19 protein-coding genes are annotated in these 26,340 nt (G+C 72.1%); 12 read left to right on the top strand and 7 right to left on the bottom strand.

Annotated elements, in window-relative coordinates; all coding sequences use genetic code 11:
• The first annotated feature begins 35 nt into the window (after positions 1-35).
• The 6 genes from recC to IE066_RS13960 all read left to right on the top strand — a co-directional run bounded on the left by recC (position 36) and on the right by IE066_RS13960 (position 11,418).
• Complete coding sequence (gene recC / locus IE066_RS13985) at positions 36-3,350, top strand: exodeoxyribonuclease V subunit gamma (protein ID WP_189451021.1); 3,315 nt, start codon at positions 36-38, stop codon at positions 3,348-3,350.
• Positions 3,347-6,961: a UvrD-helicase domain-containing protein gene (locus tag IE066_RS13980; RefSeq protein ID WP_229790831.1), complete on the top strand. Its 3,615-nt coding sequence runs from the start codon at positions 3,347-3,349 to the stop codon at positions 6,959-6,961. The genes recC and IE066_RS13980 overlap by 4 nt, the downstream gene beginning before the upstream one ends.
• Positions 6,958-8,703: an exodeoxyribonuclease V subunit alpha gene (gene recD / locus IE066_RS13975; RefSeq protein WP_189451019.1), complete on the top strand. Its 1,746-nt coding sequence runs from the start codon at positions 6,958-6,960 to the stop codon at positions 8,701-8,703. Before IE066_RS13980 ends, recD begins: the two co-directional genes overlap by 4 nt.
• A 149-nt stretch (positions 8,704-8,852) precedes the next feature.
• On the top strand, positions 8,853-9,314 hold the full coding sequence (locus tag IE066_RS13970) for a glycine zipper domain-containing protein (RefSeq protein WP_189451017.1): 462 nt from the start codon (positions 8,853-8,855) through the stop codon (positions 9,312-9,314).
• 312 nt (positions 9,315-9,626) lie between these two features.
• Positions 9,627-10,220, top strand: coding sequence for a GTP cyclohydrolase I FolE (folE, locus tag IE066_RS13965; protein WP_189451015.1), 594 nt, complete (start codon positions 9,627-9,629; stop codon positions 10,218-10,220).
• A gap of 76 nt (positions 10,221-10,296) precedes the next feature.
• Complete coding sequence (locus IE066_RS13960) at positions 10,297-11,418, top strand: flavodoxin family protein (protein WP_189451000.1); 1,122 nt, start codon at positions 10,297-10,299, stop codon at positions 11,416-11,418.
• Here the strand turns inward: IE066_RS13960 and IE066_RS13955 are convergent, their stop codons facing one another.
• A complete protein-coding gene (locus IE066_RS13955) occupies positions 11,419-12,567 on the bottom strand; it encodes an aminotransferase class V-fold PLP-dependent enzyme (protein WP_189450998.1) in 1,149 nt (382 codons plus the stop codon).
• Positions 12,568-12,652: 85 nt separating this feature from the next.
• On the opposite strand from IE066_RS13955, the gene egtB reads away from it, so the two are divergent.
• The 5 genes from egtB to IE066_RS13930 are packed head-to-tail and all read left to right on the top strand — an operon-like array spanning position 12,653 to position 18,495.
• Entirely contained in the window at positions 12,653-13,933 is a 1,281-nt protein-coding gene (egtB, locus tag IE066_RS13950; protein ID WP_229790840.1) for an ergothioneine biosynthesis protein EgtB, read from the top strand.
• Positions 13,930-14,922, top strand: a complete 993-nt coding sequence (gene egtD / locus IE066_RS13945) for an L-histidine N(alpha)-methyltransferase (protein WP_189450994.1) — start codon at positions 13,930-13,932, stop codon at positions 14,920-14,922. Before egtB ends, egtD begins: the two co-directional genes overlap by 4 nt.
• Positions 14,919-15,917 carry an NAD(P)/FAD-dependent oxidoreductase gene (locus IE066_RS13940; protein WP_229790830.1) on the top strand — a complete coding sequence of 333 codons (999 nt, stop codon included), beginning with the start codon at positions 14,919-14,921 and terminating at the stop codon, positions 15,915-15,917. Before egtD ends, IE066_RS13940 begins: the two co-directional genes overlap by 4 nt.
• Positions 15,918-15,950: 33 nt before the next feature.
• Positions 15,951-17,228, top strand: a complete 1,278-nt coding sequence (locus IE066_RS13935; protein WP_189451188.1) for a TCR/Tet family MFS transporter — start codon at positions 15,951-15,953, stop codon at positions 17,226-17,228.
• A gap of 55 nt (positions 17,229-17,283) precedes the next feature.
• Positions 17,284-18,495, top strand: coding sequence for a DNA topoisomerase IB (locus IE066_RS13930; protein WP_189450992.1), 1,212 nt, complete (start codon positions 17,284-17,286; stop codon positions 18,493-18,495).
• A gap of 35 nt (positions 18,496-18,530) precedes the next feature.
• Here the strand turns inward: IE066_RS13930 and IE066_RS13925 are convergent, their stop codons facing one another.
• The 5 genes from IE066_RS13925 to IE066_RS13905 all read right to left on the bottom strand — a co-directional run bounded on the left by IE066_RS13925 (position 18,531) and on the right by IE066_RS13905 (position 23,459).
• A complete protein-coding gene (locus IE066_RS13925) occupies positions 18,531-18,860 on the bottom strand; it encodes an I78 family peptidase inhibitor (protein ID WP_189450990.1) in 330 nt (109 codons plus the stop codon).
• Positions 18,861-18,936: 76 nt separating this feature from the next.
• Positions 18,937-19,260 carry a hypothetical protein gene (locus IE066_RS13920; protein WP_189450988.1) on the bottom strand — a complete coding sequence of 108 codons (324 nt, stop codon included), beginning with the start codon at positions 19,258-19,260 and terminating at the stop codon, positions 18,937-18,939.
• A gap of 76 nt (positions 19,261-19,336) precedes the next feature.
• Positions 19,337-20,320 carry a ribonuclease H-like domain-containing protein gene (locus tag IE066_RS13915; RefSeq protein WP_189450986.1) on the bottom strand — a complete coding sequence of 328 codons (984 nt, stop codon included), beginning with the start codon at positions 20,318-20,320 and terminating at the stop codon, positions 19,337-19,339.
• 34 nt (positions 20,321-20,354) lie between these two features.
• Positions 20,355-22,796, bottom strand: a complete 2,442-nt coding sequence (locus IE066_RS13910) for a DEAD/DEAH box helicase (RefSeq protein ID WP_189451187.1) — start codon at positions 22,794-22,796, stop codon at positions 20,355-20,357.
• A gap of 174 nt (positions 22,797-22,970) precedes the next feature.
• A complete protein-coding gene (locus tag IE066_RS13905) occupies positions 22,971-23,459 on the bottom strand; it encodes a hypothetical protein (protein ID WP_189450985.1) in 489 nt (162 codons plus the stop codon).
• A gap of 214 nt (positions 23,460-23,673) precedes the next feature.
• On the opposite strand from IE066_RS13905, the gene IE066_RS13900 reads away from it, so the two are divergent.
• Positions 23,674-24,369, top strand: coding sequence for a L,D-transpeptidase family protein (locus IE066_RS13900; RefSeq protein ID WP_189450982.1), 696 nt, complete (start codon positions 23,674-23,676; stop codon positions 24,367-24,369).
• A 54-nt stretch (positions 24,370-24,423) separates the two neighbouring features.
• On the opposite strand, the gene IE066_RS13895 is transcribed toward IE066_RS13900, so the two are convergent.
• Positions 24,424-26,271: a beta-propeller domain-containing protein gene (locus IE066_RS13895; RefSeq protein WP_189450980.1), complete on the bottom strand. Its 1,848-nt coding sequence runs from the start codon at positions 26,269-26,271 to the stop codon at positions 24,424-24,426.
• Between the last annotated feature and the right edge of the window lie 69 nt (positions 26,272-26,340).

The following is a 26,340-nucleotide window of genomic DNA, read 5'->3' as shown; positions in this document are numbered from 1 at the left end:
CACCGGCTGCGACATCCTGCGGCAAGATGGCGCCCATGGCCGCGGCCCCCGATTTCCGCCTGTACCACTCGAATTCGCTGGAAATCCTCGCCGGGCTGATGGCCGAGGAACTCCGGAGGCCGGCGGCCGGGCAGGCCCTGCTGGCGCCGGACCTCGTGCTGATCCCGCAGCCCTCGATGCGCCGCTGGCTGCAGGCCACGCTGGCGCAGGCGCACGGCATCGCCGCCAACATCGAGTTCCTGACCCCCGGCGAATTCGTCGCGCGCGTGCTGGACGCGAACGTCGATGGCGCCGCCGACGACCTCGACTTCGAGGCGATGCGCTGGCGCCTGTACGCGCTGCTGGCCGACGAGCGCGCGATGCGCGATCCGGCGCTGCGGCCGCTGCGCACGTACCTGTCCGCGGGCACCGACGAGTACGACGCGCTCAAGGCGTGGTCGCTGGCCGGCGAGCTCGCCGCCACCTTCGACCGCTATCAGGCCTGGCGCCGCGACTGGATGCTGGCCTGGGACGCGGGCCAGTCGCCGCGCGATCCGCAGGCCGCGCTGTGGCGGCGGCTGGGGAGCGACCGCCCGCACCGCGCGCGCCGCATCCAGCACTACCTCGACCGCTTCGGCGCCGAGGCCGACGGCGTGCCTGCCGGCATGCCGGCGCGGCTGTTCGTGTTCGCCACGCTCAACGTCTCGCCCGACACGCTGCGGGTGATCGCGAGCGCTGCGCGCGTCGGCCCGCTGCACTTCTACCTGCCTTCGCCGGTGGCCGCGTACTGGGGCGACGTGCGCACGCTGCCGCATCGGCTCGAGCTCGGCGAAGCCGCCGCGTTCGGCGACATGCTCGACGTCGAGGACAACCCGCTGCTGCAGGCCTGGGGCGCATCGGGCCGCGACTTCATGGCCGTGCTCGGCGGCTACGAGACCGTGCATCCCTCCTTCGAGCTCGGCGTCTACGACGATCCCGAGCAGCGCGGCTTCGACGAAGCGGCGGAAACGCTGCTGCAGCGCCTCAAGCGCGACCTGCTGCATCGCCGCCCGCCGCCCGCGACGCCGTGGCGCGAGACGCTCGACCGCAGCGACGCGAGCCTGCAGGTGCACGCCTGCCACACCCGCCTTCGCGAGGTGCAGGTGCTGCACGACCAGCTGCGTGCGCTGCTGGAGAGCGAGGCCTTCGATCCGCCGCTGCAGCCGCGCGAGATCGCCGTGCTCTCGCCCGACATCGATCCGTACGTGCCGTACATCGAGGCGGTGTTCGGTGGCGTACGCGGCCGCACTGACTTCATTCCCTACACGCTGGCCGACACCAGCCCGCTCGCCAGCGAGCCGCTGGCCGAGGTGTTCTCGCGCCTGCTCGCGCTGCCGATTTCGCGCCTCGGCCTCAACGAGGTGCTCGACCTGCTGGCCACGCCCGCGATCGCGCAGCACGCCGGGCTGGAACCCGCCGCGCTCGACCGCCTGCGCGAATGGCTGGAGGACGCTGGCGCCTGCTGGGGCCTCGACGGCGGCCATCGCGCGCGCCACGGCGCGCCGGACGATGCGATCCACACCTGGCAGTTCGCGCTCGATCGCCTGCTGATCGGCCATGCCACCGGTTCGGACGCGCTGATCGGCGACGTCGCCGGCTGGCCGGACCTGGAAGGCGGCGATCTCGCCGCGCTCGATACGCTGATCGGCCTGCTGCGCGTGCTCACGCGTTACGAGCGTGTGCTGTCGAACGCGATGGGCGCGGAGCAATGGCGCGAGCGCCTGCTGGGCCTGCTCGCCGCGCTGTTTCCCGAGCGCCCGCGCGACGCCGCCGACGAGCGCGCGCTCGCGCGCCTGCGCACGCTCATCGACGACTTCGCCGAGGACGCGCGCCGCGCGCAGCTCACGCTGCCGCTCGAACCCGAGGTGGTGCGTGCGCATTTCGACGCGCGCCTCGCCGAGCCGGACACGCGCGCGTCGCTGCTCAGCGGCGGCGTGAGCTTCGGCCGCATGGTGCCGATGCGCCTGCTGCCGTTCCGCGCGATCTGCATCCTCGGCCTCAACGACTGTGAGTTCCCGCGCTGCGATCCGGGCGGCGGCATCGACCAGCTGGTGCGCGAACTCGACGGCCCGCATCGCCGTCGCGGCGACCGCTCGCTGCGCGACGACGACCGCTTCATGTTCCTGCAACTGCTCGCCTCCGCGAACGACGTCTTCTACCTGAGCTACCTCGGCGCCGATCCGCGCGACGGCAGCGCGCGCGAGCCGTCGGTGCTGGTCAACGAGTTGCTCGATGTCGCATCGAGCTACCACGCCGATCCGGCCGGCGCGCGCCGGCGGCTGGTCGTGCGGCACCCGCTGCAGCCGTTCTGCGCCGAAGCCTTCGGCGCCGACGGCGACGGCATCGAGCCGCGCCGCTTCAGCTATCGCGAAGAATGGCAGGCCGCCGCGCGGGTCAATCCGCTGCGCCGCCGCGAGACGCCGCCGTGGGTAACCACACCGCTGCCGCCGCCGGATCCGCCGGCGCGCGAAGTCGCGCTGCGCGAGCTCGCCGCATTCCTGCGCAGCCCGCCCGACGCCTTCCTGCGTCAGCGCCTGCAACTGCGGCTGCCCGAGCCCGGCGCACCGGTGATCGACGTCGAGCCGCTGGTGCTCGAGCCGCGCGCCGCCGACCGCCTGCGCGAGGCCGTGTTCGATGCACAGGTCACCGGTCGCACGCAGCAGCTCCCGCGCCGCCTGCGCGCGCAGGGCATGCTGCCCGGCGGCGTATACGGGCTGGGCGTGCTGGATGACGTCATCGAGCAAGTGCGCCCGTTCGCCGAGCTCTTCACCGGCTGGCGCGACGGCGAAGCCGAGGAATTGGGCTTCGAGCTGGAACTCGGCGACACGCTGCTGCACGGGCGCCTGCGCGACGTGCATGCGCGCGGCCTTGCACGGCGTCGCTTCGACGAGCTCAACGGCCCGACGCAGATCTCCCACGGGCTCGACTGGCTGGTGGCCTGTGCGCTCGGCCGCGCGTTGCCGCTGGTGCAGTTCGTGCCGCGCGAAGGCCGCATCGAGCTGATCGAGCGCGCGCCGGTGTCGCCCGCGCAGGCCCGTGCGGCGCTGTCGACGCTGCTCGCCCTGCGTGCCGACGGTTTCGCCGAGCCGCTGCCGTTCGGCGCCTACGCCGGCTGGGCCTGGTACGACGGCCAGGACGATCGCGCCTGGCGCGCCGCGCGCGATCGCTGGCTCGGCCTGCGCATCTGGGCCGAGGGCGGCACGCCGTCGGCACGGCTCACGCTGCGCGGCCGCGATCCGTTCGCGCGCGAGGACGCCGCCGAACAGTTCCAGACGCTCGCTCGCCGCGTGTTCGACGCGGTGCTGCATGCGCGCGCGGAGATCGACGCATGAGCATCGTCGAATTGCCACCGCCGATGACCGCGCCCGCCGACGAGACCGATGCGTTCCTGACCATGCCGCTCACCGGCGTGCGCCTGATCGAGGCGAGCGCGGGCACCGGCAAGACATTCACGCTGGCGACGATCGTCACCCGCCTCGTCGTCGAGCGCGGCCTGCGCGTCGGGCAGATCCTCGCCGTCACCTTCACCGAAGCGGCCACGCAGGAATTGCGCGAGCGCCTGCGCCGCCGCCTGCAGCTCACCGCGCGCGTCGCCGCCGGGCTGGTGCTGCCGGGCGAGGACGCGGGCGAGGTCGAACTGTGCCGTCGCCTGGTCGAACGCCAGCAGCGCGTCGAGGACCCGGTCGCGCTGCGCTTTCGCCTGCAGCAGGCCGCGCGCGAACTCGACGGCGCATCGGTGCACACCATCCACGGTTTCTGCGCGCGCGTGCTCGCCGAACACGCGCTGGAAACCGGCGAGCCCTTCCATGCCGGCGGCATGCTGGGCGACGACCGCGAGCTGCGCGAGAGCGTCGCGCATGACTTGTGGCGTGCGTTCGCCGCCGACGCGTCCGATGCCGAATTGCTCGCATCGCTGTGGAAGACGCCCGAAGATCTTGCGGCCGATCTCGGCACGTTGCTGCAGGCGCCGTCGCTGCTGCCGTCGCCGCCTGCGGACGATACGCTGCGGCCGGACCTGCGCCCCGCCGCCGAAGCCCTGCGCGTGGCCTGGCTCGCGCATGGCGACGAGGTGCGCGACGCGATCGCCAATGCGCTCGCGGGCAAGGTGCTGAGCGCGACCAGCTACAGGACGCCCACGCTCGCCGACGTCTACGCCGCGCTCGACGATGCCTGCCGTCGCGATGCGCTGCAGTCCTCGCCGCACGACAAGCTCGCGCTGCTGTCGACGGCCAAGCTCGAGGCCTGCGTCAACAAGGGCAAGCTCGCGCAGTGCCCGCGGTCGCCGCTGTTCGACGCGGTCGGTGCGTATCTGGAGCAATGCGAGCGACACGCCGCATGGCTGCAGTCGCGCAGGATCGCGCTGCTGCACCGTGTGCGTGCGCAGGCCGCGCGGCGGCTCGCGCAGATCAAGCGCCAGCGTCGCGTGCGCGGCTTCGACGACCTCATCGACGGCGTCGCCGATGCGCTCGATGGCGCGCATGGCCGCGCACTGCTGGCTGCGCTGCGACGCCGCTACCACGCCGCGCTGGTCGACGAATTCCAGGACACCGATGCGCGGCAGTGGTCGATCTTCCGCCGCGTGTTCGCCGACGACGACGGCAGCGCACTGCTGCCGCTCGACGACGATGTGCGGCCAGCGCCGTTCCTCGCGCTGATCGGCGATCCGAAGCAGGCGATCTACCGCTTCCGCGGCGGCGACGTGCACACCTACCTGCGCGCGCGGGAGGTCGCGCAGCCCGCGCCGGCGCTGCTGCGCAACTTCCGCTCGCGGCCCTGCGTGCTGCGCGCGGTCGAGCAGCTTTACGCGACGGCGGGCGAGGGCGCGTTCGTCGATGGACGCATCCGCTTTCTTCCCGTCGCGCCGGGCGGCCGCCGCGACGACGGCGCCTGCCTGCGCGACAGCGTGCCCGCGCCCGCGCTCACCGTGCGTCGGCTGTCGGCGCCCGCCGAGGTCAAGGAATTCGATGCGGAGAGCTCGCGCCAGCGCGCCACGCTGGCCTGCGCCGAAGCCATCCACGAAACGCTGGCGCTCGCCGCCGCGGGCCGGCTGACGATCGATGCACGCGCGGTCGAGCCCGGCGACATCGCGGTGCTGGTGCGCAAGCACGACGAGGCGCTGCGCATCCAGCGCGCGCTCGCCGCGCTCGGCATTCCCGCGGTCGCCGCCGGCCGGCAGAGCCTGTTCGCCACCGAGCAGGCGATGGAGCTGCTGGCGATCTTCGAGGCGCTGCTCGCGCCCGGCGACCTGCCGCGCCTCAATGCCGCGCTCGCCACCGTGCTGGTCGGTTTCGATGCGACGCGCATCGAGGCATTGGGGCGCGACGACGTGGCGCGCGCGCGCGAGCTCGGTCGCGCGATCGGCTGGCGCGAGCGCTGGCTGCGCGCCGGGCCGCTCGCGCTGGTCAACGAGCTCTGCGCGCAGGCCGCGCCGCGTCTTCTCGAACTGGTCGACGGCGAGCGCAGGCTGTCGGACTTCATGCAACTGGGCGAGGCGCTGCAGGAAGCCGCGCAGCGCGCGCTCGGGCCGCAGGCACTCGTCGACTGGCTGCGCACGCGCATCGCCGGCGCCGACGATCGCGATCCCGAGCAGCAGTTGCGGCTGGAATCCGACGCGCGGCGCGTGCAGATCCTCACCGTGCACAAGAGCAAGGGCCTCGAATTCCCGTTCGTGTTCCTGCCCTTCGCCGGCATCGGCGGCACGCCGAAGACCCCGCGCTGGTGCATGGTCGATGGCGAGGACGGCCGCGTGCTGCACCTGCAGCCCGACGACGCCTGCAAGGCCGCGCACCGGCGCGAGGAGGACGCCGAGGAAGCGCGGCTGCTCTACGTCGCGCTGACCCGCGCCGAGCACGCGCTGTGGCTGTGCGCGGGGCCGCTGTACGGGCAGAAGCATGCGCCGCTGACCGCGATGCTCGGTGACATTGCCGCGCTTGCGGGGGAGATCGTGGTCGACGACCGCGCGCCCGGCACGCTGGACCTGCCGCCGCTGCGCACCGCGCCGCCGGCGCAGCCGCCACGTGCGCGACATGCGCAGCGCACGCTCGCGCGCGACTGGTCGGTCTATTCGTTCAGCGCACTCGCGCGCCTGGGCAGCGGCGGCGTGGAGGCGCTGCTGCCGCGCGGCGAGCGCGAGGAGGCCGGCGACGAACCGCTGGTGCCGGGCGAGCCGCTCGACCTCGCCACCGAGCTGCGCGTCGCCGCGGCCGACGATCCGCGCTACGGCGGCACGCGCTTCGGCGACGTGGTGCACGGCGCGCTGGAGAACGTCGACTTCGCGGCCTGGCGCGACTGGCGCGACGGCCCGCCGCCGCCCGGGCAGCAGGACGCGCTGATCGACGCATTCCGCGCCAACGCGTACTCGCAGGCCGACATCGACGACGGCCTGCCGTTGCTCGCGTCGCTGGTCGGCCACACGCTCACCGCCGCGCAGCCCGAGGGCGTGCGGCTGTGCGACGTGCCGGACGGCGCTCGTCGCGCCGAGATGGAATTCCACTTCGCGCTCGACAAGGTCGGCGTCGATGCGCTGCTGTCGACGGTGCAGGCGCACGGCCTGCTCGGCGGGCGCGAGGGCTTCGGCACGCGCCGCACGCTCGACGGCCTGATGACCGGCAAGATCGACCTCGTCTACGCGCACGACGGGCGCCATTACATCCTGGATTACAAGACCAACCGCCTGCCCGATTACGGCCCGGCCACGCTGCTGCGCGCGATGCACGAAGGCGAGTACACGCTGCAGGCGGCGATCTACACGCTCGCGTTGCACCGCTGGCTGCGCTTCCGCCTCGGCGCCGACTACGACTACGAGCGCCACATCGGCGGCGTGCGCTACGTGTTCTGCCGTGGCGTCGACGCGCGCCGCGCCGCCTCGCCCGGCATCCATGCCGATCGCCTGCCGGTGGCGCTGGTCGATGCGCTCGATCGACTGTTCGGAGGTGGCGCATGAGCCTGCTCGACGGCCTGCAACGCAGCGGCGCGGTGCGCCCGATCGACCTCGCGCTCGCGCATGCGCTGCAGCGCATCGACGGGACCGTCGCCGAACCGGTGCTGGTCGCCGCCGCGCTCGCGTCCTATGCGGTCGCGCAGGGCCATGCAGCGTTCGATCTGGACGGAGCCCCCTCGCTCGTCGAGGCGCCGCTGGACTGGCCCGACGCCGCGGACTGGCGCGACTCGATCGCGGCCTGCAGCTGGATCGCGCGACCCGAACGCGACGCTGCCAGCGACGAGGCCGCGCCGCTGGTGTTCGAGGACGACCGTCTCTACCTGCGCCGCTATCGCGAGTACGAGCGCCGGCTCGCCGCGGCGCTCGCGCGGCTCTGCGCGAATGAATTGCCCGCGGTGCATGCCGACGTCGATGCGCTGCATGCGCGCCTGTTCCCGCAGCGCGACGCCGGCGCCGCGCAGGCGCGGGCCGCACGCCGTGCGCTGGACACGCCGCTGATGCTGGTGACCGGCGGCCCGGGCACCGGCAAGACCACGACGATCGCGCGCGTGCTCGTGCTGCTTGCCGCGCAGGCGCGCGCGCTTGGGCAGGCCGCGCCGCGCATCGCGCTCGCCGCGCCGACGGGGCGCGCGGCCGACCGCATGGCCGGCAGTGTGCGTCGCATCGCGCAGCAGCTGCGCGACGGCGGCATCGACGGCGCGCTCTGCGATGCATTGCCCGCCGAGGCCAGCACGCTGCATCGCCTGCTCGGCCTGGTGCCCGGCCGGCCGAACGCACGTTTCGATGCCAGGCATCCGCTGAAGCTCGACGTGCTCGTGGTCGACGAGGCCTCGATGGTCGACCTGCCGCTGATGTGCAAGCTCGTCGAAGCGCTGCCCGTCGGCGCGCGCCTCCTACTGCTCGGCGATCGCGACCAGCTGCCGTCGGTGGAGGCGGGCGACGTGCTCGCCGCGCTCGCCGATGCCTCGGACGCCACGCCGTCGCCCGCGGCGCCGCTGGCCGGACGGCGCGTGCATCTCGACCGCGGCTATCGCCAGACCGATGCGCTGGTGCTCGAGCCGGTCGCCGATGCGGTGCGCCGCGGCGATGCCGCGGCCGCGCTGGACGGCCTGCGCGCCGGCAGCGGCGGCGTGCAGTTCCACGAAGGCGCGCTCGATCCACTCGCGCCAGCCACGCGCGAGCGCCTGCTCGCGCCGTGGCGTCGGCTGATCGGCTGCAGCGAGCCGCGCGAGGCGCTCGATCTGGTCAACCGCTCGCGATTGCTGACCGCCCTGCGCGATGGGCCGCAGGGCGCCGTCCAGCTCAATGCGCGCATCGAGGCCGCGCTCGCGGGCGCGCAGCGCGAGCCGTACTTCCACGGGCGGCTGCTGATGATCACCGAGAACAGCGCGCGCCACGGGCTGTTCAATGGCGATGTCGGCATCTGCCTGCGCGACGTCGATGGCGCGCCCATCGCCTGGTTCGACGGTAGCGACGGCATGCGTGCCTTCCATCCGGGCGCCTTGCCCGCGCACACCGGTGCGTTCGCGATGACGGTGCACAAGGCGCAGGGCTCCGAGTTCGACTGCGTGTGGCTGCAACTGCCGGCGGTCGACGCGCGCGTGCTGTCGCGCGAGCTGCTCTACACCGGCCTCACGCGTGCGCGCAGCGAGCTGCACGTGCTCGGCCCCGCGGACGCGATCGCATGGGCGGTGCCGCGCCATGCGCGCCGTGTGTCGGGCCTCGCGCATCGCCTCGGCGCCTGATCGCGCGCGGCATCGCGGGCTCGTCGCGTTAAGCGACCGTTTCCCGAATCGCGTCGCGCCTTCACTTCCGTTGTACCGGCCGGTGCCCAGAGTCGGGTCACCGCCGCCGGCCGGTTGCCGGTTCCCCACCAAGAACAACGGAGTCCACCATGAGCGACGTCAAGAAGGACCACAGCATCGGCGAAGGCACCGGCGCGGTTGCAGGCGCTGTCACGGGTGCCGCGATCGGCTCGGCGGCCGGCCCGGTCGGCAGCCTCGTCGGTGCCGTGGCCGGCGGCGTGATCGGCGCGAAGGCCGGCGACTCGATCGCCGAGGCGGTCAACCCGACCGAATACGAAGACCACTTCAAGAAGAGCTACACGACGGCGTCGTACTACGACAGCTCGCGCGACTGGAACGACTACCAGCCGGCCTACAAGTACGGTTACGAAACCTACGGCACCTATCGCGGCCGCGACTTCGACAGCGTCGAGCCCGAGCTGGAGCGCAACTGGGATACGACGCGCGGCAACTCGCGCCTGGCCTGGGGCGAGGCGCGCGGCGCCGTGCGCGACGGCTGGCACCACATCGAGCGCGCGATCCCGGGCGATGCGGATCGGGACGGGCGTTGATGGTCTGCTTGCGCCGCACTGCGGCGCAGACCATCGACGCGCCCGCCGCGCTGCGGCGGGCCGGACGCTGAGTGGCGCCGCCAGGCGCGCATCCATGAGCTTCACCCCGTAGCACCCGCCGCCCGATACCTCGTCGGTCGGGCCGCGTCACGCTCAACCGCTGCGACTGCTACCCGCAGCACCGGAGGCCGGGAAACCGGCCTCCTTTTTTTGTGGCGATGCAGGCCGGCGGCACGCCGCGTCGCCGCGACGCGGCCAATGACCGGGCCCGCCTGCGTTACGATGCGCGCGTTCAACGACGCAGGAATCCCAATGGCCGACATCGACAAGCCCAGCCGCGAGGAAGCGGAAGCCGCGGTGCGCACGCTGCTGCGCTGGGCCGGCGAGGATCCCGCGCGCGAGGGCCTGCTGGACACGCCACGTCGCGTCGTCGATGCCTATGGCGACTGGTTCGCCGGCTATGCCACCTGTCCCAAGACCTATCTCGAACGCACGTTCGAGGAAGTCGCCGGCTACGACGAGATGATCGTGCTGCGCGACATCGATTTCGAAAGCCATTGCGAGCACCACATGGCGCCGATCATCGGCCGCGCGCACGTGGGCTACCTGCCCAACGGCAAGGTGGTGGGCATCAGCAAGCTCGCGCGCGTGGTCGAGAGCTTCGCGCGCCGCTTCCAGGTGCAGGAGAAGATGACCGCGCAGATCGCCGAGGTGATCGACCGCGTGCTGCAGCCGCGCGGCGTCGCGGTGGTGGTCGAGGCCTCGCACGAGTGCATGACCACGCGCGGCGTGCACAAGCGCGGCGTGTCGATGACCACCTCGACCATGCTCGGTGCGTTCCGCGAGGACGCGCGCACCCGCGGCGAGTTCCTGCAGTTCATCCGCAGCGGCCTGCCGCAGCGCTGAGCCCGCGCGGCCACGCGCCGCGCACCCGGCTTTCACCCGTCGCCGTGTCGACTGTCGCCCCGAACCGGAGCGACCGATGAGCGATCTGCCCCAGTCCCAGCGCAGGAACGTGCCGGACGCCGGCGAAGCCGCACGTGACGTGCGCCGCCTGCAGAACTACGAGCAGCTCTCGCGCGAAGCCTTCGCCGAGCGCTTTCGCGCGATGTACCACGACCCTGCGTTCGAGGCCGACCCCGCCGCGTTCGCGCGCATGGAAGCCATCGCCTGGGACGGCTACGACCAGTACCGTAAGGCGCCGCGCACCGAGAAGGCGGGGCTCGAGTTCGCCGATCCCGACTACGACCTCTCCAGCGAATGGCGCGCCATGCGGGATGCATTGCTCGAGATCGGGCGCCGCCAGCGCGAGTCCACCACGCCGCGGCGCATCCTGCTGATCTGCGCCTCGCCGCGCAGCGAGCACACCTGCCCGGGCGAGTCGTCCAAGACCTGGCGCCTGCTGGAAGCCGCGCGCGAGGCGGTGGTGGCCGAAGGCTTCGAGCACGACGTGCTGGAGCTCAACCAGCTCACGTCCGAATACGGCAAGCGCATCTTCCCGTGCAAGGCCTGCGTGTCCACCGCGATGCCGCTCTGCCACTGGCCGTGCTCGTGCTATCCCAACCACGCGATGGCGCAGGCGCCGGACTGGATGGGCGACATCTACAAGCTGTGGATGGCCGCGCACGGCGTGGTGATCGTCACGCCGGTGCACTGGAACCAGATGCCGAGCGTGCTCAAGCTGATGGTCGACCGCATGGTCTGCGCCGATGGCGGCAATCCCGATCCCACGCGCACGCAGGGCAAGCAGCCCGAGCTCGCCAAGCAGCTCGAACTCGACGGCTGGGACTATCCGAAGCACCTCGCCGGCCGCGCATACGGCCTCGTCGTGCATGGCGACGCCGAGGGCACAAAGGGCGTGCGCCATGCGCTCGCCGACTGGCTGGGATCGATGGGGCTGGTCGATGCCGGCGCCGCCTCGCAGGTCGATCGCTACATCGGCTATTACGAGCCCTACGCGACCAGCCATCGCGCGCTCGATCGCGACGAAGCGATGCTGGAGGAGGCGCGCAACGTCGCGCGTGCGGTAGCGACGCGTGTGCGCCAGCTGCAGCACGGGCAAGACGAGGCCGACGCGGGCCTCGATTCGCCGCGGATGAAGTAATCAGCGCGCGGCGATGATCGCGTGGGCGACGCGGTCGATGTCCACCTCGTCGACGTGCAGGTGCGGCGCGAGCCGGAACACGCCGTCGCGATGGATGCATGCCACGCCCGCGGCGTCGAGCGATGCGCGCAGTGCCGCCGCGCGCGCGGGCGGCGGCGCGATGCCGAGCAGGTGCGGCGACGAGGGCGACACGCACCAGTCGCCGATGCCCGCCGCATCCAGCCGCGCATGCAAGCGTGCGAGCAGCGCACCGAGATGCTCGGCGATGGCCGCCGGCGTCCACTCCACCACCTGCGCGAGGCCCGCTTCGGCGATCGCGAGTCGCAACGGGTCGGCGATCTCGCCGCCGTCGAAACGACGCGCGCCGGCGCGGTAGGGCGGCGGCGCATCGACGTCGAACCGCCACGGCTGCGCCGGCGCGCGACCCTGCCAGTGCTGCTCGAGCGGCGCGATGCGCCCGCGCCATTCCGGCGCCGCGTAAAGAACGCACAGCCCCTTGTGCCCGAGCAGCCACTTGTAGCCCACGCTCATCGCGAACGCGGGCCGCCAGCGTTCGACGTCGCAGGGCAATACGCCAAGGCTCTGGCTGAGGTCGAGAACGATCGGCACGCCGGCCTCGCGCGCGGCCATCGCGACGCGGTCGAGGTCGAGCAGGCGGCCGTCGCGCCAGTGCGCCTGCGAGAGCACCAGCAACGCCGGTGGCGCACGTTCGATCAACGCGACGAAACCCGCCGCGCCGGCCTCGCGCGGCACGGCGTGCATGCGCGCGCCGACCGCCGCGCAGCGCGCCTGCCAGGGCAGCAGCGCCGACGGGAATTCGCCGTTGACGATGCCGACGACGTCGCCGGCCGCCAGCGGCCAGCCGGCCGCCACCGCGGACATCGCATGCGCGACCGACGGCACGAGTGCGATCGAATCGGCGTCCTCGCCGCCGTCGACGTGGAACAGCCGCGAGGCCAGCCCGCGCACGCGCTCGATCTGCGCCTCCCAGTCGGCGACAGACAGCCGCCACGGCGCGATGCCCTCGTCCCAGGCGCGCAGCAAGGCCGCGTGCACGGCGCGCGTGCGCGGCGCATTGGAGGCGGTGTCGAGGTAGATCGCGCCTTCGGGCAGCAGGAAGGCGTCGCGGACGTCGGCGGGGATCGGCATCGCGCCACTGTAGTGCCACGGCCGGTCGCGCCGCCGTCACCCGTCCGTCGCGGCCGCTCCGTAGGCTGCCGGCATGGGATCCGTGATCGACACTCCGCCTGCCGCGATGCAGGGCGCCACGCCGTGCCTCGACGCCCGCCTTCCAGCGCGGTTCGCCGCGGTGCGCGAGCGCACGGTCGAGCTCGCCGCGCCGGTTTCGGCCGAGGACGCGATGGTGCAGTCCATGCCCGACGCGAGCCCGACCAAGTGGCACCTCGCGCATACCACGTGGTTCTTCGAGACCTTCGTCCTCTGCGCGCTGCCGGGCTACCGGCCCGTCAATGCGGACTGGCAGGTGCTGTTCAACAGCTACTACCAGAGCGTCGGCCCGCAGCATTCGCGGCCGATGCGCGGCGTGCTGTCGCGGCCGTCGCTCACCGAGGTGCTCGACTACCGCGCCCGCGTGGATGCCGGGCTGCACGACGCGTTCGCCCACGGCGAACTCGACGCGGCGCTGTGCCGGCGCGTCGAGCTCGGCCTGCAGCACGAGCAGCAGCACCAGGAGCTGATCCTTACCGACCTGCTGCATGCCTTGTCCTGCAATCCGCTGCGCCCGGCCTACCGCGACGACCTGCCGTCATCGACGGCCGCGGCCGGCCCGCTCGACTGGATGCGTTTCGACGAGGCCATCGTCGACATCGGCGCCCCGCGCTGGCCCGGGGCGGACGCGTTCGCCTTCGACCTGGAATCGCCGCGCCATCGCGTACTGGTCGGTGCGTTCGCGCTGGCCACGCGCCCGGTCACCTGTGGCGAGTACCTGGACTTCATCCACGACGGCGGCTATCGCGAACCGACGCTCTGGCTCAGCCCGGGCTGGAACCGCGTGCGCGCCAAGGGCTGGAAGCGCCCGCTCTACTGGTTGGACGAGGAGCGTCACTTCACCCTCGGCGGCGTGCGCGCGATCGATCGCGAGGCGCCGGTCGCGCAGCTCAGCTACTACGAGGCCGATGCATTCGCGCGCTGGGCCGGCGCGCGCCTGCCCACCGAGTTCGAATGGGAGCGCGCGGCGCAGGGCGTGGCGGTGGACGGCAACTTCGTCGACGCCGGCCGCCTGCAGCCTGTCGGCGACGCACGCGACGGCCTGCGCCAGCTGTTCGGCGACGTCTGGGAATGGACCTCCAGCGCGTTCCTGCCGTATCCGGGCTTCCGCCCGCTCGACGGCGCGCTGGGCGAATACAACGGCAAGTTCATGGTCGGACAGCAGGTGCTGCGCGGCGGCAGCTGCGCCAGCCCGCACGACCACCTTCGCGCCTCCTACCGCAACTTCTTCCCGCCCGAGGCGCGCTGGCAGTTCGCCGGCCTGCGCCTGGCGAAGGACCTCGCATGACGCTTCTGCACTGCCTTCCGCGCACGGCGCACGCAACGCCGGCACTGCTCGACCTCCGCCCGACGCCCGACGACCTGCGCAGCGACGTGATCGCCGGGCTGTCGGCCTCGCCGAAGACGCTCTCGTCGAAATACTTCTACGACGAGCGCGGCTCGCAGCTGTTCGAGGCGATCACGCGACAGCCCGAATACGACCTCACCCGCACCGAGATCGCGTTGCTGCAGCAGGCGATGCCGTCGATTCGCGCGGCGGTCGGCGCGGAAGCCCACGTGGTCGAGCTCGGGAGCGGCAGCGCGCGCAAGACGCAGCTGCTGCTGGATGGGCTCGATGCGCCCGTCGCCTACACGCCGGTGGAGATCTCGCGCGAGATGCTGCTCGACGCCACCGCCCGCCTGGCCGAGGCGTTTCCCGATGTGCAGATGCTGCCGGTCTGCGCCGACTTCACCCGCCCGGTGCCGGTGCCGCGCGCGTGGATGCCCGCCGCCCGCACGCTGCTGTTCTTCCCCGGCTCCACGCTCGGCAACTTCGACGAGGCGCAGTCGGTCGAGCTGCTGCGTGCGATGTGCGAGACGATGGGCGAGGGCGGCATGGCACTGCTCGGCCTCGACCTCGTCAAGGACGTCGCGGACATGGAGGCCGCGTACAACGACGCTGCCGGCGTCACCGCCGAGTTCACCCTGAACCTGCTCGCACGGCTCAACCGCGAACTCGGCGCGGACTTCGACCTGGACGGCTTCGTGCATCGCGCGCGCTGGTCGGCGGCGAACAGCCGCATCGAGACGTCTATTGTCAGCCGGCGCGCGCAGCTCGTGCGCATCGATGGCCGCGTGTTCGTGTTCGACGCGGGCGAGCCGATCCACGTCGAAATCTCGCACAAGTACACCGACGACTATTTCGACGCGATCGCCGCGCGCGCGGGCCTGCGCGTGACGCGCCGCTGGAACGCGCCCGCCGACCGCTTCGGCCTGCGCCTTCTGGAGCGCGCGTGACGACGCAGGATGACGGCATCCTCGACTGCCTCATCGTCGGCGCCGGCCCCGGCGGGCTCACCGCCGCGACCTACCTGGTGCGCTACCACCGCCGCATCCTGGTGGTGGACGCCGGCAAGAGCCGCGCGCGCTGGATCCCGACCAGCCACAACTGCCCCGGTTTCCCGCGTGGCATCCACGGCAGCACGCTGCTGCAGCAGCAGCGCGAGCAGGCGGTGGGCTATGGCGCGGACATCGAGGACGGCTGCATCGCGCAGCTGCGCCGGGACGGCGACGTGTTCGAAGCGATCGCCGCCGACGGCCGGCGCTGGCGCACGCGCTACGTGATCCTCGCCACCGGCATCGTCGACGTGATGCCGCCGCTGGACGGCCTCGAGGAGGGCATCGCCGCCGGCGCCGTCCGCTTGTGCCCCGTGTGCGACGGCTACGAGGCGAGCGACTGCCGTGTCGCCGTGTACGGCCCGCTGGAAAGCACCGTCGGCCATGCGCTGTTCCTGCGCACCTTCTCCGATGACGTCACGCTGATCGCCAGCGACGACGTCGAGGCGGCCGCTGCGGTCGAGGACGCGAAAACCGCCGGCATCGACGTGCTGCCCACGCCCGCGCATCTCGCCTTCGACGGCGGCAAGACCGTCGCCCAGTTCGACGACGGCCGCGAGCAGCGCTACGACACGCTCTATCCGACGTTGGGCAGCACGCCCAACAACGATCTCGCGCTGCAGCTGGGCGCCGAGCTCGACGAATGCGGCGAGATCGTGGTCGGCGAGGACCAGCAGACCAGCGTCGACGGCGTATATGCGGTCGGCGACGTGGTGAGCGCGCTCAACCAGATCGCGGTGGCGGTCGGGCATGCCGCGATCGCGGCGACCAAGATCCACAACCGGCTGCCGCGCAACTGGCGCGAGCGCCGCGAACTGCAGCCGGAGACGGCGCAGGAACTGCCGAGCCCGCCGGGCACGGTGGCGGCCGCGGTGCCGAAGCCGCAGCGCGACTGACGGCGCGCGCGGCCGCCGCGCCGCGGCGCTAGACTGCGCGCCACCCCGGAATCCCGAAGCCCCGTGGACGCCCAACCGTCGCCCGCGCGCCGCGCCGCGCTCGTCTTCATCTTCATCACCGTGCTGATCGACGTGCTGTCGTTCGGCCTGATCATCCCCGTGCTGCCGCATCTGGTGCAGCAACTTGAAGGCGGAGACATCGAGCACGCCGCGTACTGGGTCGGGCTGTTCGGCATGGTGTTCGCGGGCGTGCAGTTCCTGTCCTCGCCGATCCAGGGCGCATTGTCCGACCGCTTCGGCCGCCGCCCGGTGATCCTGCTGTCCTGCCTGGGCCTCGGTCTGGACTTCGTGTTCATGGCGCTCGCGCCCACGCTGGCCTGGCTGATGGTCGGGCGCATCATCTCGGCGATCACCTCGGCGAGCTTCTCCACCGCGAATGCCTACATCGCCGACGTGACGCCGCCGGAAGGCCGCGGCAAGGCCTTCGGCATGATCGGCGCGGCCTTCGGCCTGGGCTTCATCGTCGGCCCGCTGGTGGGCGGGCTGCTCGGCGGCATCGACCTGCGCCTGCCGTTCTGGGGCGCGGCGGTGCTCGCGCTGACCAATTTCGCCTACGGCCTGTTCGTGTTGCCCGAATCGCTGCCGCCGGAAAAGCGCGCACCGCGTTTCGACTGGTCGCAGGCCAAGCCGCTGGCCTCGGTCGCGCTGGTGCGCCGCTATCCGCAGATCGCCGACCTCATCGTGGTGATGCTGCTGGCCACGTCGACGCACTACGTCTACCAGAGCACGTTCGTGCTGTATGGCGACGTGCGCTACGGCTGGGGCCCCACCGGCGTGAGCTACGTGCTCGCGGTGGTCGGCGTGCTGAGCGTGATCGTCAACGCGGGGCTGGTGGGGCGGATCATCAAGCGCCTCGGCGAGCAACGGGCATTGAGCTTCGGGCTGGCCTGCGGCGTGGTCGGCTTCGCGATCTACGGCTTCGCCGCGTCGCCCTGGCTGTTCTACGTCGGCCTGCCGATCAGCGCATTGTGGGCGGTGTCGCAGCCGGCGGCGCAGGCGTTGATGACGCGCGAAGTCGGCGCGGACGCGCAGGGTCGCCTGCAGGGCGCGATCATGAGCCTGGTCAGCCTGACCGGCATCGTCGCGCCGATGATGTACGCGAGCACGTTCGGCTTCTTCATCGGCAAGCGCGCGCCGGTGTACATGCCTGGCGCCGCGTTCTTCCTCGCGGCGATGGTGCTGGCCTGCGCCTGGTTCCTCGCCGTGCGCCATTCGCGCCGCGCCGCGACGGTGGAGCCTGCCACCGCCTGAACGCGTCGGCGCGGTTGTCGCGCCCTTGACGAGCACGCGCCGATGCTCGGCCGTCATGAGCGTTCCCGCATCGATGCCCGACGGCGTGCTCGCCGCACGCCAGGCCGGGCTGGTCTACGTCAGCGACGTCGAGCCCGGCATCCGCCGCCGGAAGAAGGGCGACGGCTTCACCTATGTCGGCGTGGATGGCCGCGAGATCGGCGACGAGGCCACGCTCGCGCGCATCCGCGCGCTGGCAATCCCGCCGGCCTATACCGACGTGTGGATCTGCCCCGATCCCGACGGCCACCTGCAGGCCACCGGCCGCGACGCGCGCGGCCGCAAGCAGTACCGCTACCACCCGGAATGGGCGAGCGTGCGCGGCGACGGCAAGTTCGAGCGCATCGTGGCCTTCGGCGAGGCGCTGCCGAAGCTGCGCAGGCGGTTGTCGAAGGACCTCGCGCTGCCCGGCTATCCGCGCGACAAGGTGCTCGCGATCGTGGTGTCGGTGATGGCGCGCACGCTGATCCGCATCGGCAACGACTGCTATGCGCGCAGCAACCGCTCGTTCGGCCTGACCACGCTGCGCAACCGCCACGTCGGCTTCCTGCGCGGTGGCCGCGCGAAGTTCATGTTCCGCGGCAAGTCGGGGCTCGACCACGAGATCGTGCTCGACGACGCGCAGCTGGTGAAGCTGGTGAAGGGTTGCCAGCAGTTGCCCGGGCAGTCGCTGTTCCAGTACACGGGCGACGACGGCGAAGTGCATGCGGTGGGCTCGGCGCAGGTCAACGAGTACCTGCGCGACGCGATGGGCGAGGCCTTCACCGCGAAGGACTTCCGCACTTGGGGCGGCACCTTGGCCGCGATCGAGCGCTTCGCCGCGATCGAGCCGCCGGCCGACGTCAGCGAGCGCGAGCTCGCGTCGATCGAGAAGCAGGTGGTGTCCGACGTGTCCGACCTGCTCGGCAATACGCCGAGCGTCTGCCGCAAGGCCTACATCGACCCGGCGGTGTTCCTCGGCTGGCGCAACGGACGGCTCGCGCGGCTGACCGCCGGTGCGCGCAACGGCCGCGGCTGGGAGCTCGCGGCGCTGCGCTTCCTGCGCGATGCACGCCGCGAGGCCGCACGCGCGAGTCGTGCGTCGCGACGCGCGTTGCGGGTGGAGAAGTCGCGCAGCCGCGCCACGCGCAAGGACGCCACCGCGGCGCGCCCGCGTCGCCGCACCCGCGCGCCGACGCGTCCGGTCACCGCGGTGCCCGCGGCACTGCAGGCGCCCGCACCGGCCTGAGGCCGGCGCGGGTCATCGAAGCGGAAGAAGCGCGCTCAGCCGCAGCGCACGTTGCGGATCACGCCGGCCTCGTCGAGGTCGACGTTCAGGCGGTCCTCGCGGAACTCCATCGTCACCATCATCCCGGGCTTGATCACGCGCGCGACGGTGGCACCGGACAGGCGGCGCGCCTGCTCGACGTTCTCGGCCGTACCCTGCTTGCCGACGAGCGCGCGCGCCGGTTCGACGTTGCATTGCGCGGCGGCAGGCGGCTGCGGATCGGTCATGGGAGGCGGCGTCTCGGGTGAGGCAGGCGTACCGGTGCAGGCGGCGAGCGCGAACACGAGGGCGGTCGGCAGGGCGGATGCTTTGAGCACGCGGATCATGCGGTCTTCCGGCAGCGGGGGAGGCGATAGCTTGCCTACCGGCGACGAATGCCGCGTCAATGCGAGGCGCGCGGGTTCAGCTGCAGGTGGTGCGGGTGATCAGCGCGCCGTCGTCGAGATAGAGGCTGAGGCGATCGCTGCGCACGACTTCGTCGGTCGCTTCGTCCGGCATCACTAGGCGCACGTCCTGGCTGCCGCTGGCCACGCGAGCCTGCTCGACCACCGCGGCGCTGGCCGCGCGGCCGATCCACTGGTCCGCATTGCCGGGCCGGCAGGCGGTGGGGGTGCCGGCATCGGCTGGGCCCATGGCGCTGCAGGCCGCCACCGAGGCGACCAGCACGATCACCGGGACGACGAGTCGAACCCAGTCGCCTTCGCGGACGGTTCCTTGCAGGGGCATGCCGGCTCTCCCGACACCAGCGGAGCTTCAGGCTGCGTTTCATGCTGTCGTCGGAATGTCAAGGCCTTCGGCCCGTTCATTCGGACGATTGGCAGAGGCGCAAAAGCAGCTGGGACAGCGTCGCAACGTCCTGCCGGTTGTGCTCGGCGACGCGGCGCAGATTGGTCGATGCACCACCGCGCAGGTACGAAAGCCACGCGGCCGGTGCCTGCGACCCCGGCAGGTCGTCCTCGCGCAGGATGCGCAGCGCCTCGCGCTCGATGGTCGCCAGCCGGCAGTTTTCCCAGCGCCCGCGCCAGCGGCGTCGCGACGGATGCAGCAGGTCGAGATGGTCGAGCCCGTCGAGCGGATCCTTCAGCCGCGCCAGGCGATAACGCGTGCGCAGAAGCGGTGCGTCGTAGCTGCGGCCGTTGTAGCTCGCGAGCACGGTGGACGGCGACAGCCAACTGGCGAACGCGCGCAGCATCGCGCGCTCGGCCGCCATGCTGGCGATGTAGAGCTGGCGCACGCGCAGCGCACCGTCGTGCCAGTCGGCTGCGCCGATCATGAAGGCGCGCGTGCCGGTGCCGCCGGCGAGGCCGGTGGTTTCGGTGTCGAAGAACAGCAGGTCCATGGCATCGACGTGACCGTCGCGACGCGCGAACTCGAGCGGCAGCGGCGCATCGGGCGCGGCATGCGCGACCTGCGATTCGATCAGCCACAGGCCTTCGTCGATCTCGGTGCCGGGCAGGCTGCGATCGACGGCGCGCGCGCGTGGCAGGGGCGAGGGTGCACGTTCGCGCAGGCCGAGCAGGCGGCGCAGCGCGTCGATGTCGGCGCTGCGCTTGCCCGACGACGCGGGCGCAGGCGGCATCGCGACGCCGGCGTCCGGCGCGGCATCGTTCGCGGTCGCGCGCGATGCAGCCTCTCCGAGCACCGCTTCCCAGGGCGCGACCGGCGCCGCGGCTTCGTTCGTCGGTTCGCGCAACGCCGACGGCACCGGCGACGCAGCGGGCGCGGGGACGTCGGTCGCGCCGGCCTGGCGCTTGAGCGCGCGCAGCTTGTCGAGCGTCAGCGTCATCGCGTGCGGCTTCCTGCATGGCGCGACGCGCGCGTCATGCGTCGCGCTCCAGCGCCCGCGGCGCGGCATCGAGCGCGATCGCGTCGCTGGGCCTCGCCAGCAGCGTCAGCACGCGGCGCGCGAGCGCCTTCGGTGAGGTCGCGCCCTCTCGTTCTTCGTCCGCCGCCAGCACCGGACCGACGCAGGCGGGGCAGCCGGCGCGGCAGTCGCAGCGCTCGACGAGTTCCGTCGCGCGCTCGACCAGTTCCCGCTGGCGCGTCCACAACGGCTCGGACAGGCCGACGCCGCCGGGGAAGTTGTCGTACAGGTAGATCGTCGGCATGAACTGCTGCAGTTCGAACGGCGCGAGTTCCTGGCCTTCGACGCCGCGCACCTGGCCACGGCCGTTGGCGTCGGCAGTGGCGAACCAGGTGCCGTCGCCATTGCCGATGGCCTTCTGCAGGTCGCGTGCGTCGGCCATCACCGCGAGCGTCGCCACGACGTGCAGCGCGTAGCCCGCGCCGAGGAAGCCGTCGAGCGCGTCCTGACGCGACGCGAACCACGCCAGCAGCTGCGGCTGCGGGATCTGCCACCACGCGGCGGTGGTGTGCAGCTCCTGGTCGGGCAGGTTCACCGGGCCGTAGCCGATGTTTTCGTGCGTGTAGTAGCGGATCTTCTTGTAGCCGGCGACCCGCCGCACCACGTGCACCTCACCGTGGCGCGCATCGCCATCGCCCGCGGGCGCGCGGTCGAACTCGGCGAGCACCTTGAGCTTGGTGTAGTCGATGGAGTCTGTGTAGTAATCGACGAACGTGCGCGTGACGTAGGCCTTGCGGCCTTCCCAGTCGAGGCGTTCGACCTGGTACGGCGTCGACTGCACCATGTGGATCGCGCCTTCGTACAGCGTGAGCGCAGCCGCCGAATAGTCGACCTCGGCGATGATCTGCTGGCGTCCGTCGGTGCGGTCGACGACGACGAAGTTGCCGTCGGCCACGCTGCGCAGCGACACCGCGTTCGCCGGATAACTGTCGGCGATCCACTCCCAGCGATCGCCCTCGCGGTGCACCACCTCGGTCTCGGCGAGCGCTTCGAGGTAGAGCTCCGGCTCGATCGGCCCGAAGTTCTCGCCGGCCACGAACGGCAGCTCGAAGGCGGCGCAACGGATGTGGTCGAACAGGATCAGCGGCTGGTCGGGCGCGATGCGCGCGTGCTCCGGCGTCGCGTCGATGAAGAACTCGGGGTGGCGCACGACGTACTGGTCGAGCGGCTGCGAGTTGGCGACGAGCACGCCCAGTGACGGCTGCTGGCGACGCCCCGCGCGGCCGAAGCGCTGCCACGTGCCGGCGACCGAGCCCGGATAACCGTTGAGCACCACCACGTCCAGCGCACCGATGTCGACGCCGAGCTCCAGCGCGGAGGTGCTGACGATGCCGTCGATGTTGCCGGCCCGCATCGAGCGCTCGACCTCGCGCCGCTCGGTCGGCAGGTAACCGCCGCGATACGCACGGATGCGTGGCGGCTTGCGCGGATCGTGGTCGAACACGTCCTTGAGGTACTTGGTCAGCACCTCGACCATCAGCCGCGTCTGCGCGAACACCAGCGTCTTGAGGCCGGCCTTGATCGCGAGGCGGGCGATGCGGTTGCTCTGCGAGCGCGCGCTCGCGCGCAGGCCGAGGTCGGGGTTCACCACCGGCGGGTTCCAGAGCAGCACGTGCTTGTCGCCGGTGGGCGCGCCCGATTCGGTAATCGCGGTGACGCCGTGCTCGATCAGCGCTTCGGCATGCTGCTGCGGGTTGCCGATGGTCGCGCTGCAAAGGATGAACTGCGGGCTGGCGCCGTAGAACGCGCAGATGCGCTTCAGGCGACGGATCACGTTGGTGACATGCGAGCCGAACACGCCGCGGTAGGTATGCACCTCGTCGATGACGACGTACTGCAGGTTCTCGAAGAACTGCGCCCACTTGGTGTGGTGCGGCAGGATGCCCTGGTGGAGCATGTCGGGATTGCTGACGACGATGTCGCCGTGCAGGCGGATCGCCTGGCGCGCGTCGCCCGGCGTGTCGCCGTCGAAGGTGAAGGCCTTGAGGCCGAGATCGCCGGCGCGCGAGAGATCCAGCAGCTCGGCGACCTGGTCCTGCGCGAGCGCCTTGGTCGGGAACAGGTAGAGCGCCTTGGCGCCGCGCTCCATCGCCGCGGTGACCACCGGCAGCGTGTAGCAGAGCGACTTGCCCGACGCCGTCGGCGTGACCACCACGACATGCTCGCCGCGACGCGTCGCCTCCCAGGCCTGCGCCTGGTGGCTGTAGAGCTTTTCTATACCGCGCGATTTCAGTGCGGCGGCGAGCGCGGCGGGCAGGTCGGCGGGCAACTCGGCGTAGACGCCCTCGCGGCCGGGCAGTGTGAAGTGGCCGGTGATGCGGTCGGCATAGCGCGAGGCCAGGGCCTGGGTCAGGCCCGCGCCGTCGCCGCGGCGCAGCGCGCGCGGGCGGCGCGCCATCGTGGTGGACGGCGCATCGTCCTCGAGGTCGATGCGGCTTGCCGCGCCCTGTGTCGCCAGCTCGCGTCCCGTCGTCGCCATCGTTCGCCCTTCCGCCCGTGAAGGCGCGGATTGGGCCGCAGGGGCGTCGCAGCCTGTGAGACCCAGCGGCGGCTGAGACGCCGGGAGCCGCCGTCAGGCGCTCGCAGGCAGTCCGCGCCCCCAGCTGCGCAGGTGGCGCGCGGCGGGAATGCCGATGCCGCGGGCCTTGCCGTGCGTGTACAGCGTGACGTGCGCGGGCGGCACCGCGAGCTGCCGGCCGAGCAGGTCGCCGAGCCAGCGGTAGTAGAAGTCGAGCGCGGGGATCTCGACGAGTTCGATCACGCTCGCCACGGTGCCGCGAGCGCCGTCGTCGGTCGTTCCCGGTTTTTCCACCAGCAGCCGCTCGCCGCTGCGCTCGACGCTCCAGTCCAGCGCATCGAAGGCCGGGCGCGTCGCGGCGTCGAGCCGCGCACCGAGCACGCGCTGCAGCTCGGCGCCGAGCTTGGGCCCCACCAGGGTGACGTGCAGTTCGTCCTTGGGCTCGAAACGGCGCCCGTCGACGTCGAGCGGCGCGCCGGGCGGCGCATCGTCGAGGGGCAGTACGAGGGTGTTCTCGTTCGACCAGCCGGGCCACATCGTCATCGCGCTGCTCCGTTGGGGACGTGTCCGCAGTGGATCACGCCGCCGTGGACGCCGCGACAAGGCCGCTCGCCGCGGCTCCGTTCATGCGCCGGCAGGCGACCTGCAGGCGCGATCAAGAAATCGCGCTGTTCAGTGGCGTTCCACGCGGTTTTGTTTAGTCGGCGGTCGACTTGGTCAAGCGGGCACTGATGCGGCGCTCGCTAGCGTCGGGTCCATGAAGACGACGACCTCCCGCAGTTTCCGCCTGCATCGCAGCCTCCTCACCGTTGCCGCGCTGGCCGCGTTCGCCACGCTCGGCGCGCCCGCCTTCGCCGCGGACGACCTGTCGCCGGCCGACACCGTCATCGGCACCGATGCGCCGCTGGCGCCGGGCAAGTTCGAGTGGACACCGGATGCGTCGTCGAGCGGGCCGATCGTGGTGGTGGTGTCGCTGCCTGCACAGATGGCGCACGTCTATCGCGGCGACACGCGCATCGGCCGCACCACGATCAGCAGCGGGCGCGAGGGCCACGACACGCCGCCGGGCACCTACGAGATCCTCGAGAAGCGTCGCGACCACCGTTCCAACCTCTACAACAACGCGCCGATGCCTTACATGCAGCGGCTGACCTGGGACGGCATCGCGCTGCACGGCGGCAAGATCCCGGGCTATCCGGCCTCGCACGGTTGCGTGCGGCTGCCGAACGAATTCGCCGCCAAGCTGTTCGAGGTGACCGAGCGCGGCGGCATGGTGATCGTCGCCGACGAGACGAATGCGAGCCAGGCGGTGCTGTATCCGGGCGAGCGCGTGCCGGTCGATCCGTGGACCGGCCGCGAGCCGGGCATGCCCGACACGGGCGTGGCCTCTATCGCGACGCCGGTCGCCACCCCCGTGCTGCGCGACGACGCGCCGGTGCTGGCCGGCAACTGATCGGTGGGAGGGCGACGGCCGCGGCCCGGACGTGCGGGCCGCGGCCGGCTGCCTTCAGTCGCGTCGCAGCGAACGGCCGAAGTCGACCCGCCGCCGCTCGCGCATGACGCCGTCGTCGATGCGGCCTTCCACCAGTTCATAGCCCATCAACGCGAACACGCGCCCGCCGATGAAGATCGGACGGGCATTGCCGTACCAGTCCACGCAACTCGCACGGCAGCCGTCGTCGGCCTCGTCTCGACGCGAGTCCAGCGTGCCCAGCCGGGACAGCGCGAGCGCGCGGTTGCGCACGAACAGCACCGACGCACCGGGCCGCTCGCCGCCATGCAGGATCGGAAGGCCGAGTACGCCTTCGTCGGCGGTCGTCGGCCGATAGAAGAAGCCATGCGTGCGGTGGTCGCCCTGCGAGGCCTCGTGTTGGCGGTAGGCGCCGGCGAGTGAGGCACGCGTGCCGCGCAGTCGCAGCCCGGTGAACACGAGGTCGCCGTCGTCATCGCCGACCAGCACGCCGTCGCCGCCGAGCGCGTCGATGCGTTCGAGCGCATGCGGCAGCGCGAGCGTCTGCACCGGCGCGGTCGAGGCATAGCGCAAGGCATGGACTCGCGCGCGATCGTCGTCGCCGCCGTAGATCAGCCAGTCGCCGATGAAGCGTTGCTGCAGCCGCCAGCCGCCCGTGCCGGGCAGGTCGCGGTACTGCGAGTCGCGTGCGCGCGCGTCCAGCCCGCCGAAGGCCGACAGCGGCAGGCGCAGCAGCGCGAGATCGCGCCCGCCGCGCTGCGAGCGCCACATGCCCTCGCCGCGGCCATCGCGCGCGACCAGCACGTTGAGCCAGCCGTCCTTCTGCAGGAAGCCCATCTGGTCGATCGGGCTGCCGGCCACCTGCAGCATCGACGGCGCCGTGCCGTCGAGCGGCAGCCGGAACAGGCCCGCGGGTGCCGCGCCACGCGTCGTGCGCCGGGCGGAGGTCCACACGTAGACGGCGTCCTCGGCGACATGGAACACGCGGCCGCTGCCGCCAATCACCGCGGTGGACTCGCAGGCCATAGCCGCGCGCCCGAGGTCGCAGACCGACACCGTGTGCAGCACCAGTTCGGCGTCGGCGATGTCGTCGATGCCGCGGTAGATGCGCCGCGCCGGCAGCATGCGGCGGAACGTGGCGTCGCCGTCGCCCGCCCAGTGGCGGTAGGCGGGCAGGCGCTCGCGCCAGGGCGACCACGGGGTGAGTGCGAGCGGCGAGTAGAACACCAGCTTGCGGCCGATCAGCCGGCTCGCGTAGTTGCGCGCCGAGTAGTAATCGCCGCTGCGCAGCTGGTACGTGGCGCGATGGCGCAGGCCGCCGCGTGCGTCGAGGTCGAACAGGCCGACCTCGGTGCCGCCGCGCGCGTAGCTGTAGCCGATCACCGCGACCGTGTCCTCGCTCACCAGCATCTCGTCGTACCAGGTGCCGGCCGGATCGATGCCGGGACCGAACGCGTCGGCCGCGGAGACGGCCTGCAGGCGGTCGCCACCGATGCGCACGGTGAACAGGCGGCCGCGGCGCAGCACGATCAGATGGTCGCCGGCACGCTTGACGATGTCGCCCTCGTCGACGCCCTGCACCTGATTGTTGGTGATGCTCTCGGCGTCCGCCAGGCGGCTGCCGGTGACCTGCACGGATTCGGCGAAGGCCATCTGCGGCGCGGCCGCACTGGGCGCGGGCGGCGCGGGCGGGGGAGCGCCATACACCGCGCGATGCCGGCGGGCGGGCTCGCGCTGGTGCCGGGCCTGCCAAGCGTCCAGCGCGCGCGCGAGCTCGGCCTCGCTGCGGAAGGGCGCGAGGCTGGCAGCCGGCAGCCGGGGTGCGGCGAGCAGGGCGAGCGCCAGCGCCGCGGCGCTGGCGAAACTGCGGAAGGGTCGGTCCATGGCGGTATCCGTTCGTGGGCGTCGCAGCGTCCAACGCACGGGGCGGCGGCATGGGGTTGCCGGAAACGA

The sequence above is a fragment of the Cognatilysobacter xinjiangensis genome, assembly GCF_014651995.1.
In the GTDB taxonomy this organism is placed as follows: domain Bacteria; phylum Pseudomonadota; class Gammaproteobacteria; order Xanthomonadales; family Xanthomonadaceae; genus Cognatilysobacter; species Cognatilysobacter xinjiangensis.
This window is presented reverse-complemented; position numbering and strand designations above follow the sequence as displayed.